This is a genomic window from Arthrobacter sp. KKT183 (assembly GCF_055657625.1).
This window is the reverse complement of record NZ_CM145770.1, coordinates 1,657,458-1,669,951: the sequence shown is the minus strand read 5'-3', so window position 1 is coordinate 1,669,951 and position 12,494 is coordinate 1,657,458. Positions and strand designations below refer to the sequence as shown.

Sequence of the window (12,494 nt, the reverse complement as noted above, 5' to 3'; positions counted from 1 at the left end):
GACTACAGCATGCAGCTGACGCAACCCTCCACCTCAGTGCCCTCCAGCGCCAGCTGGCGGAGACGGATGTAGTAGACCGTCTTGATGCCCTTTTTCCAGGCATAAATCTGCGCCTTGTTGATGTCACGCGTGGTCGCGGTGTCCTTGAAAAACAGCGTCAGCGACAGGCCCTGGTCCACGTGCTGCGTGGCAGCGGCGTACGTGTCGATGACCTTTTCGTAGCCGATCTCATACGCGTCCTGGTAGTACTCCAGGTTGTCGTTGGTCAGGTACGGCGCCGGGTAGTACACGCGTCCCAGCTTGCCCTCTTTGCGGATCTCGACCTTCGACGCCACAGGGTGGATGGAGGAGGTTGAGTTGTTGATGTAGCTGATCGAGCCGGTCGGCGGCACGGCCTGCAGGTTCTGGTTGTAGATGCCGTGCTCCATGACCGAGGCCTTAAGCGCACGCCAATCCTCCTGCGTGGGGATATGCACCCTGGCGAACAGTTCCTTGACCCGCGCGGTCTGTGGGGCCCATTCCTGATCGGTGTACTTGTCAAAAAACTCTCCGGACGCGTACTTGGACTTCTCGAAGTCGCCGAAGGTCTGCCCGGTCTCAATCGCCAGCAGGTTCGAAGCCCGCACAGCGTGGTAGACAACCGAGTAGAAGTAGATATTGGTGAAGTCGAGGCCCTCTTCAGAGCCGTAGTGCACCCGCTCGCGTGCCAGGTAGCCATGGAGGTTCATCTGCCCGAGCCCAATGGCATGCGAGGAATCGTTACCGCGAGCAATCGATGGAACGGAGGTGATGTTAGACATGTCCGAGACAGCCGAGAGTGCACGGATGGACGTCTCGATGGTGCTGCCGAAGTCAGGGGAATCCATCGTCTTTGCGATGTTCAGCGAACCCAGGTTGCACGAGATGTCCTTGCCGGTGTCAGCGTAGGAGAGGTCGTCGTTGTACGTGGTGGGCTGTGAAACCTGCAGGATTTCCGAGCACAGGTTGGACATGATGATCTTGCCGTCGATCGGGTTGGCCCGGTTCACGGTGTCCTCGAACATGATGTACGGGTAGCCGGACTCGAACTGGATTTCCGCGAGGGTCTGGAAGAACTCGCGGGCCTTGATCTTGGTCTTCTTGATCCGCGAGTCATCAACCATCTCGTAGTACTTCTCGGTGACCGAGATATCGGAGAACGGCATGCCGTAGACGCGCTCGACATCATAGGGCGAGAACAGGTACATGTCCTCGTCCTTCTTCGCCAGCTCGAAAGTGATGTCCGGAACGACAACACCCAGCGAGAGAGTCTTGATGCGGATCTTCTCATCGGCGTTCTCACGCTTGGTGTCGAGGAAGCGGTTGATGTCCGGGTGGTGCGCATGCAGGTACACGGCGCCGGCGCCCTGACGTGCGCCCAGCTGGTTGGCGTAGGAGAAGCTGTCTTCGAGAAGCTTCATCACGGGGATGACACCGGAGGACTGGTTCTCGATCTGCTTGATCGGCGCGCCGACCTCGCGGATGTTGGTGAGCGCGAAAGCGACGCCGCCGCCGCGCTTGGACAGCTGGAGTGCCGAGTTGATCGAGCGGCCGATTGATTCCATGTTGTCTTCGATGCGCAGCAGGAAGCAGGACACCAGCTCACCGCGCTGCCGCTTGCCGGCGTTGAGGAAGGTCGGTGTTGCCGGCTGGAACCTGCCCTCGATGATTTCATCAACCATGCGGTTAGCGAGGTCTTCATTGCCCCGCGCGAGGTGCATGGCAACCATGCAGACCCGATCCTCGTACCGCTCCAGGTAGCGCTTGCCGTCGAAAGTCTTCAGTGTGTACGAGGTGTAGAACTTGAACGCGCCAAGGAAGGTTTCGAACCGGAACTTCTTCTCGTAGGCCCGCTTGTACAGGTCACGGATGAAGTTCATTGTGTACTGATCGAGGGTTTCCCGCTCGTAGTACTCATTCTTCACGAGGTAGTCGAGCTTCTCCTCGAGGTCATGAAAGAAGACGGTGTTGTTGTTGACGTGCTGAAGGAAATACTGGTGCGCGGCCTCCCGGTCAGCCTCGAACTGGATCTCGCCGTTCGGGCCGTAAAGGTTCAGCATGGCGTTGAGCTCGTGATAGCCCAGGCCCTTGAAGCGCTCCGGAAGTGCGGGTGCTTCTGTTTCAGCGACTGTCATGTCCAAAACTCATCCAATCCTTGGGTTACCCGGTCAACGTCCTCGGACGTGCCCATTAGTTCAAATCGATATAAAACGGGAACGCTGCACTTGGCCGCGACAATATCCGCCGCCAGGCAGTACGTGTCCCCGAAGTTGGTATTGCCCGCGCCGATCACGCCGCGAAGCAGCAGGCGGTTGTCCTCGACATTGAGGAACTTGATCACCTGCCGGGGCACTGCCCCTTGACCGCTGATTCCGCCGTAGGTCGGAAGGACCAGCACGAACGGACTCAGCGCGTGCAGCGTGTCGTCTTTGGTGAGGAGCGGAATCCGCGCCGAACGAACTGGCAACTTGGTGACGAACCGGTGGGTATTATCCGACGCCGACGAAAAGTAGATGAGCGGCGCGTCAGTTTCCAACGGTTCCCCAACTGCCCGTCCACGGGCACTTCGACTGATGGTTGGTGTTGTCATCCCGACTACATCCGCCCCTCGCGAGTGGGTGAAACGAAAGGCCTAGGCTACGGAAGTGACCGATCCCAGGGCGAGTTCATTGATCTTGTCCGGACGGAACCCGGACCAGTGGTCCTTCTCGGTGATGACAACAGGCGCCTGCATGTAACCGAGCGAACGAACCCGCTCCAGCGCCGCCGGATCCTGAGAGATGTCAACGCTCTGGTAAGCGATGCCCTTCTTGTCCAGGGCCCGATACGTGGCGTTGCACTGTACGCATGCTGGCTTGGTGTAAACCGTGACGGTCATGTCCCTGACTCCCCTTGTGAAGTGCTGTTATTCGGCCAATGTTGGTGGGCTTCATGCCGCTCTTCAGACCGCCCAAACGGTTGATACGGAACGTGCCACGCCAGCAGGTAATTCGATATCTAGATACTACATCTAGTGCAACGCAGTGGCGCCGACCCCAAGATGATGTATTACAAGTATGTCATTTGCTGTCCGATTAGTCCACAGGGAATCCACATGCGGAGGGTCCAGGAAACGGCTCAAACGCACGGTTTCTCCTCCGTCGGTCCACAGCCTGTGGACTGCTGTCCACACAGGCAAAGTCATGTGCGTGTCGTGTCGGCTCGGCGTGTCGGCCGACCGTGAGAAGATGACGACGTGGTCAACCCAGTTCACCTGCGGACGCTGCTGGAGGTCATCCGGCATGGTTCCTTTGCGTCCGCCGCAACCCGCCTCGGTTACACCGCCTCGGCAGTGTCGCAGCAGATGTCCGCCCTTGAACGGGATACCGGCGTCACCCTGTTCACTCGGTCCGCGCGGAGCGCGGTTCCCACGGAAGCCGCCGTCGTCATGGCGCGCCACGCTACCAAAGTGCTGACCGACATCGACACCCTCATGGCGTCCACTGCAAAGGCCGGAGCTGCGGTGACGCAGGAACTGCGGCTCGGGATCTTTCCCAGTCTTGCCACCTTTGCACTCCCCCGCCTCGTCCACACACCGCAGTGGAAACAGCTGGGCATCAATTTGAAGGTTTTCGTGGGCGAGCCATCGCAGACCATCCACGGTCTGCGGAACGGTGGCGAACTGGATCTCGCACTGGTCTTCCAGGTGGGGCAGGGCGGGTTGGCCTGGCCGTCCTCGGTGAGCAGGCAGTGGATCGGAGATGATAATTTCCGCGTGGTCCTGCCGGCGGCGTGGGGAATCGCGGAAGGGTCTGCCGTGTCCGCAGGGCAGCTGGCGGACATGCCATGGATCATGCACCACCCCGGAACCTCGGACGCCACGGTCATTGAAAGGTTGTTCGCCAGCTGCAACCTGCACCCGCATATCGCGGCCTACTGCGACGACTTCAATGCCAGCCTCGCCATGGCCGCGGCGGGTATGGGTGCTGCACTGGTTCCTGAGCTGGCAATGCTGCGCGCCCCGGAAGGTATCGTCGCTCTCGATGTTCCCGAGATTCGCCTCGCCCGCAGCATCTTCGCGCTCCAGATCGCCGGGAAGCAGACCACGCAGGTACGTCTCTTCATGGACCAGCTCGCCGACGTCCTGAAGGACCGGCGGATCGCCCCGCGGACGAGCAGCCGCCCGGCTTAGGTATGGATTCAGGCGTTAAACGCCGCTGAGTGCGCGGATGAACACGAATACCTTGCGGCACAACGTGGTCATCCGCGCACTCAGCGTGTGTGAGGGCGTCTAGGAGACCGAAGCCTCAAGCTGGGAACGAACGGCAACCGTGGCGTTGACGAGGTTCCGCAGGGATTCCTCGGTCTCGGTGTAGCCGCGGGTCTTCAAACCGCAGTCCGGGTTGACCCAGAGCTGGCGCGCCGGCACGTGCTGCACAGCCTTTTCCAGCAACTCGGCGACCTCCTCCTGACCCGGCACGCGCGGGGAGTGGATGTCGTAGACACCGGGCCCGACGCCGCGCTGGAAGCCGTGCGCCTCCAGGTCATGCACCACCTCCATGCGGGACCGCGCCGCCTCGATCGAGGTGACGTCGGCATCCAACCCGTCAATCGCGTCAATGATCGCTCCGAACTCGGAGTAGCACAGATGCGTGTGGATCTGCGTTGCGGGAGCAGCGGACGCCGTAGAGAGCTTGAAGGAGTTGACCGACCATTCGAGATAGCCGGACTGATCCTCCGTGCGCAGCGGCAGGAGTTCGCGCAGCGCCGGTTCATCCACCTGGATCACCTTGATGCCGGCGGCCTCCAGATCAGTCACCTCATCACGGAGCGCCAGCGCCACCTGGTTTGCGGTGTCGCCCAGCGGCTGGTCGTCGCGGACGAAGGACCACGCGAGGATCGTCACGGGACCGGTCAGCATGCCCTTGACCGGCTTGTCGGTCAGCGACTGGGCGTACTCCGTCCAGGGAACGGTGATCGGCGCCGGCCGGCTGACGTCGCCCCACAGGATCGACGGCCGGGTGCAGCGCGAACCATACGACTGAACCCAGCCATGGACCGTCACGTCGAAGCCGTCGAGGTTCTCAGCGAAGTATTGCACCATGTCGTTGCGCTCCGGCTCGCCATGCACCAGGACATCGAAGCCGAGCTCTTCCTGCAGGTCGATGACGCGGTTGATCTCGTCCTTCATGAGCTGCTCGTACTGCTCCGCAGTCAGGTCGCCCTTGTTGGCACGTGCGCGGGCGGACCGGACCTCCGAGGTCTGCGGGAAGGATCCAATGGTGGTGGTCGGGAGGGCGGGCAGGTTCAGCGCGTCCTCCTGGGCGGCGAGCCTCACCGCATAGTCCCCACGGGAGAAGTCCGACGGCGTCAGGGCGGCAGCGCGGTTCCGCACTTCGGCGCGGTTCACGCCGGCGGCTCCGGCACGGGATGCCAGAACCTCGTCCGTTGCAGCGATTTCAGCGTCAATGGCTCCCGGGTTACCGATCGCCCGCGCGAGGGTGACAACTTCGGTGACCTTCTGGTCCGCGAAAGCCAGCCAGCTCCGCAACTGGGCGTCAAGCTGCTGCTCATCGCCGACGTCGTGCGGTACGTGCTGCAGCGACGTGGAGGTGGACACGGCCAGCGCGGGCACTGAGGCTTCCAGCTCGGCCAGCTTGTAGGCAGCGGCGCCGAGGTCGGCCTTCCAGATGTTGTGTCCGTCCACCAGGCCGGCGACAAGCGTGGTCGATACGAACTTGGCAAGATCCTCCCCCGCGGGCACGGCGCCCTTGAAGACGTCGATGTGCAGCGCGTCGATGTCGGTTCCGGCAATTACCGGAAGCAACGAACCGAGCGACCCGTACTGGCTGGTAACCAGGATGGCCGGGCGCTTCGCCGCGTTTGTGGCCAACGCTGCGTAGGCACGCTCCACGGCGGCCGCCACCTCACGCTCGGGAATTGCCTGGTCCGCCACCAGGGACGGCTCCTCGAGCTGGACCCACTCAACGCCGGCATCCGCAAGCTTGCCGAGCAGCTCCACGTACAGCGGAAGCAGGTCATCCAGGCGGCTCAGCGGATTGAACCCTGCGGGAGCCTCGTCCGCGGCCTTGCTGAGCAACAGGAACGTGACAGGGCCGATAAGCGTCGGCCGTACCGAATACCCTGCCGCAGCGGCTTCCGCGACGTCCCGCAGGATCCAGTCATTCGCCAGGGAGAAAACAGTGTCGGGACCGATCTCGGGGACCAGGTAGTGATAGTTGGTGTCGAACCACTTGGTCATTTCGAGCGGCTGGCGCTCCTTGTCACCGCGGGCAAGCGTGAAGTAAGCGTCGAGACCAAGCGAACCGTCGGCGTCGTACAGGTCCTTGAAACGGTTTGACACGGCACCAAAGGTGACCGCGGTGTCCAGCACCTGGTCATACAGGGAGAACGACGCCGGAATGGAGTAATTGCCTGTCTCCAGGCCCAGCTCGGTCAGGCGGGCGTAGGACGCAACCCGCAACTCGGCCGCGGTTGTCTCGAGCTCAGCCGCTGAGGTGCGGCCGGCCCAATAGGCTTCAACCGCCTTCTTCAGCTCGCGGCGGCGGCCAATGCGCGGGTAACCAATGATGGTGGCTTTCGGAAATGCGGTGCTCATGGATATGTCCTTTGTCTAACGTTTCTTGACGTTTGCTAAGCGGATCGGCTGAGTCCACCCGGAACGGGAGGACGGCGAAGCTGAAGGTTTTCGAGCACGTCCAGCGCTGCGGCGTGCTCGTTGAAGGTGTAGAGGTGAATTCCCGGTGCGCCGGCGTCGAGAGCAGCATTGGCGAGGTTCACCGTTGCCTGAACGCCGATGCGGCGTCGGGCGGCGTCGTCGGTGGCTGCCGCCAGCCGGTTCCGCAGTTGGTGATCCATCTCAATGCCCGCGAGCTCGGCCAGTCGATCAAGCCGGCGCACGCTCGTGAGGGGCATGACGCCGGGGATGATCGGGATGTCGACGCCGGCACGACGGGCAGCGGACACCAGCCGCTGATAGTGGTCGGGGAAGAAAAACACCTGAGTAATTGCGAAATCGGCGCCTGCCGTCTGCTTGGCAAGCAAGGCCTCAATGTCGTGGCCGAAACTGGGCGACTCCGGATGTCTGGTGGCGTACGCCGCTACGCCGACGGCCAGTCTGCCCGCGCAGAGGTGGGCGGTTCGGCGTCGCTCGGCCTCGCGGACGAGTTTCACCAGGTCGCTGGCATAGGGCAGGTCCCCCGCGCCCACACTGGGGTCTTTCGGGGTGTCGCCGCGGAGGGCGAGGATACCCCGGACGCCCAGGGTGATGAGTTCATCCACGAGGTCCAGCAGATACTCTCGGGAATTGCCTACGCAGGTCAGGTGGGCCAGTGGGCGAAGTGATGAATCCGACAGGAGTCGGGAGAGCAACTCGACGGCCGTATCCCGGTTTGAACCGGAGGCGCCGTAGGTCACCGACACGTAATCCGGACTGGTCTGCTCCAGTTCACGGATGGTGCGCCAGAGGGTTTCAGCCGCAGCGGTACTGCGGGGAGGATAAAGCTCATAGGACAGGGCGGGGTAAGGCTGCGAAGCCGGGGGACCTACGGAATAGGCGGACTTGGACGGTGGTGACATTCGTATCCTCGGTCGTTAGGACATCCGGTTACCGCTGCTCAAAGCTTGAGCGCGGATGAGACCGAAATGAAATAAGGGAAAGGAAGCAGGAGAAAGTCCACACAACAGCGCGGCCGCGCTGAAGGGAACTCCTGCGAAACAAATGTCAGGCCCACATGGGGGCACCCACACTCCCTCGATGGGGAGTCGCTGACCCGTTACGGAAGTAACTTGACCTGAACGTTACGGCACCGGCAGGCACGCCTTCAAGAATGTTGCAGACCCGCGAAACATTTCTTTCCGGCCGCGGTAAGCGTGCGCTCATTGGACTCTCATAATCGGTTGTCATACTTGAGAAATGCTAAGCTCACTTACCGGTTCGCCGGCCGGAACCCGCGCGAGAAAGCTGATCACCCATGAGAGGGTGCTTCTGGCAATCAAGACAGCCCTCGCTGCCGCCATCGCCTGGTGGATCGCGCTGCGGGTGCCCGGTGTAGCTGCCCAATACCCGTACTACGCCCCGCTCGGCGCGGTGGCCTGCATGTACCCGACGGTCGCCGGCTCGGCCCGTCAGGGCTTACAGACCCTCATCGGTTTGACCGTCGGCTTTGCTCTGGCGTTTCCGATCATCCTCATCGGTGACGTCTCGGTGGTATCCGTCGCCATCGTCGTCGGCGTGGGCGTCCTTGCCGCCGGGCTGCCGAAATTGGGCGCAGGGCGTGACTGGATTCCGATCGCCTCGCTGTTTGTCCTCCTCGTCGGTGGCGATAGCCCGGAGGAGTATTCCTTCGGATACCTCATTCAGATGCTGGTAGGCGTGGTCGTGGGCTTGTCGGTGAACATGCTGGTGTTTCCGCCGCTTCACCTGGAAGGCGCGCTCCGTGGGCTCCGGAATTTCCGGGAACTGCTTGCGCAGCAGCTCTCGGACATGGCTGCGGCCCTGGGCGAGTCCTGGCCGCCTGAGCACGAGGAGTGGGCGGAGCGCGAGAGCAGCATGTCGAACCTGGGCCAGGAGGTGCGTTCCGCGGTCCAGCTGGCGGATAGCAGCCGGCGCGGAAACCCGCGGCGGTTGCGCCACAAGCGGGATCTGAGTGCTGATTACCAGCGCCTGCAGGCGATGGAACGGATCGCGTTCCACGTCCAGGACATGACGGAGGTGCTGGCGGGGGTTATCTGGCACACCCCGGAATCCACTCCCCTGCCGCCGGCGCTTGTCGACCCCCTTCGTGATGCAATTGTGCGCACGGCGGAGGCGTTGAATGCCTGGGATCCGGATGGACCCACCATGACAGAGGCGGAGGCCGCTGTAGAACGCTTGATGCAGGAGATCGCCTCCGGCGCAGCAGCGGAACAGCGAATCCAGGCAACGGCTGCGCTAGGCATGGATTTGCGGCGCATTCTGCTGACAGTGCGTGCAGAATCAACGTCGCCGTATGAGGAAGCCGTGCCGGATTCCGAGCAGAGCCAGAGCTAGGCTTCGTCCTCGGGATCAATGCGCACAGCGCCTTCGACAATCCCCAGCTTGCTCAGCTGCTCGGACATGCCCGCGCCGTCCCTGGCGTAAACCCACGGAATCCCGGGGGTGGATCCGGCCGGGCTCTTCTTCGACCGGCCGCCGGCCAGTACCGCCTCGCTTGGTGAGAGTTGGCGGATGGCAATCGCCCGGACGTTCCCCGGATGATTCCGGGCAAATTCGGCGTAGATCGCCTCGTCGTGTTGACCGTCATCGCCGACCAGGAGCCACTTCACTGACGGAAACTCCTCCGCGAGCCGCTCGAGCGAGGATCGCTTGTGTTCCTGGCCGCTCCGGAACCAGCGATCCCGGGTGGGGCCCCAGTCCGTCAGCAGTTTGGGCCCGGCCGGATAGAGGTTTCTCGACAGAAAACGGGTCAGCGCCGGAGCCACGTTCCAGGCGCCCGTGGAGAGGTACAGGACCGGCGCTGCGGGATTCTGCCGCACGATCCTTTCCATGAGCACCGACATTCCGGGAGTCGGCGTGCGGGCATGCTCGTCGAGAACAAATGTGTTCCAGGCCGCCAGGAACGGCCGTGGCAGCGCAGTCACCATCACGGTGTCGTCGATATCGGAGACAACGCCGAACGTCACGTCGTCTTCAACAACACGGACTGGAGCGTCTGCGACAACTGAGTCACCCGACTTGATCCGGACGGTATGCCACCCCGGTGTCAGTGAGGCTTCTACGTGAACGTCGATGACTCCGCCGCGGTCCGCATGCACGACGGCGCTGGTTCCGTCGATTTCGAGTGTCACTTCGGCGTAGCGCACCGGGGCACTGACGAAGTTGCGCCACCCCCGCAGCCCCTCCTTGATGGGTTTCATCATCTCCTTGCCTTCGAGCGGCTGGAGATCGCGGGGATTGGAGAGCACAACGCGTGCCAGAATGCGGACCCAGCTTGTGGTGCCGTAACCGGTGTACGGGATGATCGTCTCCACGCGGCCCCGTTGCTCCGCGATGCGGGTCTGCAGCGCATGCCAGGTGTCGCCGATCATCAAACCGAGGTGGGTTCGCTCCCGCACCTCGTCCTCATGCGGAGGGAGCGCGGGCGCGGGAGGCTCGGGTGATGCCTTGTCGGATGCCATGCGACCAGTCTTGCACGGTCAGAGGCGTCCCTACAGGAGGAATCCCTCAGGCGCTCACTTCGGCATGCTGCTCCACCCGTTTCCAGACCGTGACCGTTCTATGCCCCGGATTGAGGAAGGCGTGATTCTGGGAAGTGACTGTTTCAGCAGTCTTGCTTTCGACAAGCCAGGTCCTCTGACACTGGCGGCATCGCATTAGTCCGCTCATGATCGCCCCATGCTTCGTTCGTGCTTTGAGTTGCCGTTTCCAGTGTGAACTTCATCACTCCAACCTTCAAGAGGTTTCGTCAACCAAATGGATTTATCTGGCCAGCTGTCGTTCATAGCCGGACGGCGCACCGGCGTCGTCAATCTTCTGCCTGACCGTGGCAGTATCGATGTGTGGCCGAACGACTGATGCTCCTGGATACTCCGTCCCTATACTTCCGCGCCTTCTACGGGCTGCCGGACAGTCTCAAAGCAGCCGACGGGATGCCCGTCAACGCCGTGCGCGGGCTGCTCGACATGATTTCCCGGCTGGTGACCGATTACGAACCCACGCACCTCGTCGCGTGCTGGGATGATGACTGGCGGCCGAAATGGCGCGTGGAGCTGATCCCGAGTTATAAGGAGCACCGGGTCGCCAGGAATGTGTCCGACGGTCCTGATGTCGAGGAGACGCCGGAGGGACTGGTTGCCCAGCTGCCCCTGATCCGCGAAGTCCTGGCTTCGCTCGACCTCCCGATCATCGGCGCGGCTGACCACGAAGCAGACGATGTCATCGGCAGCCTTGCCAGCCAGGCAGCCGCGCCGGTGGATATCGTCACCGGTGACCGCGATCTTTTCCAGCTTATCGACGACGCCACCGGCGTCCGCGTCCTGTACACCGCTCGCGGCATGAGCAAACTTGAAGCAGTGACCGATGTGACGGTGGTAAGCAAGTACGCAGTGCTCCCCGGCCAGTACGCCGACTTCGCTGCCTTGCGGGGCGATGCTTCGGACGGGCTGCCCGGAGTTTCCGGCATCGGAGATAAGACAGCGGCCAGCCTGCTCAAGGAGTTTGTTGACCTGGACGGCATCATGGAAGCGGCCTCGAACCCCTCCAGCTCGATGTCTGCGTCGATACGCCGGAAGCTCACAGCTGCAGCAGATTACCTCGCTGTCGCCCCAACCGTGGTGAATGTGGTCAGGGACCTCGGCCTCGGAACATTCGAGTCACGGATCAGACCGCTCGATACCGATCACGAACAAAAGTTGAAGAAACTGGCCGAACAGTGGAATCTCGGCGGAGCGGCGGACCGCGTGCTGAAGGCGTACGCCGCCCGCGGCTAGTTGGCCGGCCGTTCCCGGAGCGCGCGGCCCATGCGCTGGACGGCTTCGGTGAGGATGTCCGGGTGGGTGGCGTAGTTGATGCGCGCGTGACCCGCTCCGCCGCTTCCGAAGACGTGCCCTGAGTTCGGGGCTCAGAATTTTCCCTTAGCCACCTCGTTCAGGATGTCGATGGCCAGTTCCTTCTCGGCCAGCAACCGCTTCAGCCGGGCGTTTTCCTTCTCCAAGTCCTTGACCGCTTTGGTTTGGGCTGCGTTCTGCTCGGAACCGTACTGCTGCAGCCACCGATACCAGGTTGCCTCGGTGACCTGCAGCTCCTTGATGACCTCGATCATCGGCTTGCCGTCATTGAGCATCTTCTGCCCCTGCCGGACCTTCGCGACGACCTGATCCGGGGTATGCCTACGTGCCATAATCTGTGAATTTCCTCCTGCACCCATTATCGGATGCGAAACTCACACAGTCACCGGACTCCTACCCGGGGACCCAACCACTACCGCCATAGAACTCCTGCGCGACCGCTACGACAGAACCAACATCGCGCTCATCCTGATCGGCATGCCAGGCATCGAAAAACAATTCAGCCGCTACCCCCAGCTCTACAGCAGAGTCGGCTTCGCCCACGAATACCGCCCACTCGCACACGAAGAACTACGCTTCGTGCTCCAAAGACGCTGGCGCAACCTCGGCCACACACTGGACCCAGACGATTTCACCGACGCCCAAGCCATTGCGGCAATCGCCCGCATCACCCGCGGCAACTTCCGACTGGTCGACCGGCTCTTCACCCAAATCGAACGCATCATGAAAATTAACGACCTAAACACCATCACCGACGACGTCGTCGAAGCCGCACGCTCCACCCTCGTCATCGGGGTCAGCTGATCCGCCATACCAGACAGCAATTAACCGCCATTTCTGACTAACAATCACACGGTTGGGTTAGGAAGGGAACGAAGTCAGAAAGGGTCGATATCTCTAGTCCTCCCCATGCCGTCTGTCATGTAGCT

At 62.0% G+C, this 12,494-nt stretch carries 9 protein-coding genes and 2 pseudogenes; 4 read left to right on the top strand and 7 right to left on the bottom strand.

Translation table 11 applies throughout. The features are described 5' to 3' along the window. Positions 1 to 2: 2 nt before the first annotated feature. From nrdE to nrdH, 3 genes are read right to left on the bottom strand one after another with little or no spacing between them, the layout of a single operon-like run. Positions 3 to 2,153 (bottom strand): class 1b ribonucleoside-diphosphate reductase subunit alpha, encoded by a 2,151-nt coding sequence (nrdE, locus tag ACZ2GY_RS07980; RefSeq protein WP_471673457.1) that lies wholly within the window; start codon positions 2,151 to 2,153, stop codon positions 3 to 5. Continuing rightward, positions 2,150 to 2,608, bottom strand: coding sequence for a class Ib ribonucleoside-diphosphate reductase assembly flavoprotein NrdI (gene nrdI, locus ACZ2GY_RS07975; RefSeq protein ID WP_277358878.1), 459 nt, complete (start codon positions 2,606 to 2,608; stop codon positions 2,150 to 2,152). The genes nrdE and nrdI overlap by 4 nt, the downstream gene beginning before the upstream one ends. Before the next feature lie 42 nt (positions 2,609 to 2,650). Then, the gene (gene nrdH / locus ACZ2GY_RS07970; protein ID WP_056547337.1) at positions 2,651 to 2,896 is read right to left on the bottom strand and encodes a glutaredoxin-like protein NrdH; all 246 of its coding nucleotides are present in this window, start codon (positions 2,894 to 2,896) and stop codon (positions 2,651 to 2,653) included. A gap of 357 nt (positions 2,897 to 3,253) precedes the next feature. On the opposite strand from nrdH, the gene ACZ2GY_RS07965 reads away from it, so the two are divergent. Next, positions 3,254 to 4,189, top strand: a complete 936-nt coding sequence (locus tag ACZ2GY_RS07965) for a LysR family transcriptional regulator (RefSeq protein ID WP_471673456.1) — start codon at positions 3,254 to 3,256, stop codon at positions 4,187 to 4,189. A 99-nt stretch (positions 4,190 to 4,288) separates the two neighbouring features. Here the strand turns inward: ACZ2GY_RS07965 and metE are convergent, their stop codons facing one another. Together metE and ACZ2GY_RS07955 are read right to left on the bottom strand one after the other, a co-directional pair. Then, a complete protein-coding gene (gene metE, locus ACZ2GY_RS07960) occupies positions 4,289 to 6,616 on the bottom strand; it encodes a 5-methyltetrahydropteroyltriglutamate--homocysteine S-methyltransferase (protein ID WP_471673455.1) in 2,328 nt (775 codons plus the stop codon). A 35-nt stretch (positions 6,617 to 6,651) separates the two neighbouring features. Further along, on the bottom strand, positions 6,652 to 7,596 hold the full coding sequence (locus ACZ2GY_RS07955; protein WP_277358880.1) for a methylenetetrahydrofolate reductase: 945 nt from the start codon (positions 7,594 to 7,596) through the stop codon (positions 6,652 to 6,654). A 337-nt stretch (positions 7,597 to 7,933) separates the two neighbouring features. Between ACZ2GY_RS07955 and ACZ2GY_RS07950 the strand changes: the two genes are divergently transcribed. Continuing rightward, the gene (locus ACZ2GY_RS07950; protein ID WP_471673454.1) at positions 7,934 to 9,049 is read left to right on the top strand and encodes an FUSC family protein; all 1,116 of its coding nucleotides are present in this window, start codon (positions 7,934 to 7,936) and stop codon (positions 9,047 to 9,049) included. Here the strand turns inward: ACZ2GY_RS07950 and ACZ2GY_RS07945 are convergent. Then, on the bottom strand, positions 9,046 to 10,176 hold the full coding sequence (locus ACZ2GY_RS07945) for an App1 family protein (protein WP_404800733.1): 1,131 nt from the start codon (positions 10,174 to 10,176) through the stop codon (positions 9,046 to 9,048). The two genes, ACZ2GY_RS07950 and ACZ2GY_RS07945, sit on opposite strands and share 4 nt — an antisense overlap. Positions 10,177 to 10,557: 381 nt before the next feature. Here ACZ2GY_RS07945 and ACZ2GY_RS07940 point away from each other — a divergent pair, with 381 nt between their 5' ends. After that, positions 10,558 to 11,487 carry a 5'-3' exonuclease gene (locus ACZ2GY_RS07940; RefSeq protein ID WP_471673453.1) on the top strand — a complete coding sequence of 310 codons (930 nt, stop codon included), beginning with the start codon at positions 10,558 to 10,560 and terminating at the stop codon, positions 11,485 to 11,487. Between the two features lie 111 nt (positions 11,488 to 11,598). Here ACZ2GY_RS07940 and ACZ2GY_RS07935 read toward each other — a convergent pair. Continuing rightward, positions 11,599 to 11,897: pseudogene (locus ACZ2GY_RS07935) on the bottom strand (transposase); the annotation flags it as partial. An 82-nt stretch (positions 11,898 to 11,979) separates the two neighbouring features. On the opposite strand from ACZ2GY_RS07935, the pseudogene ACZ2GY_RS07930 reads away from it, so the two are divergent. Then, positions 11,980 to 12,369: pseudogene (locus tag ACZ2GY_RS07930) on the top strand (TniB family NTP-binding protein); the annotation flags it as partial. Positions 12,370 to 12,494: the final 125 nt, after the last annotated feature.

Bases quoted from the DNA above. Each gene is read 5' to 3' on its own strand.
- ACZ2GY_RS07955 (WP_277358880.1), bottom strand. From the start codon at position 7,596: ATGTCACCACCGTCCAAGTCCGCCTATTCCGTAGGTCCCCCGGCTTCG.
- nrdH (WP_056547337.1), bottom strand. From the start codon at position 2,896: ATGACCGTCACGGTTTACACCAAGCCAGCATGCGTACAGTGCAACGCC.
- ACZ2GY_RS07945 (WP_404800733.1), bottom strand. From the start codon at position 10,176: ATGGCATCCGACAAGGCATCACCCGAGCCTCCCGCGCCCGCGCTCCCT.
- nrdI (WP_277358878.1), bottom strand. From the start codon at position 2,608: ATGACAACACCAACCATCAGTCGAAGTGCCCGTGGACGGGCAGTTGGG.
- nrdE (WP_471673457.1), bottom strand. From the start codon at position 2,153: ATGACAGTCGCTGAAACAGAAGCACCCGCACTTCCGGAGCGCTTCAAG.
- ACZ2GY_RS07950 (WP_471673454.1), top strand. From the start codon at position 7,934: ATGCTAAGCTCACTTACCGGTTCGCCGGCCGGAACCCGCGCGAGAAAG.
- metE (WP_471673455.1), bottom strand. From the start codon at position 6,616: ATGAGCACCGCATTTCCGAAAGCCACCATCATTGGTTACCCGCGCATT.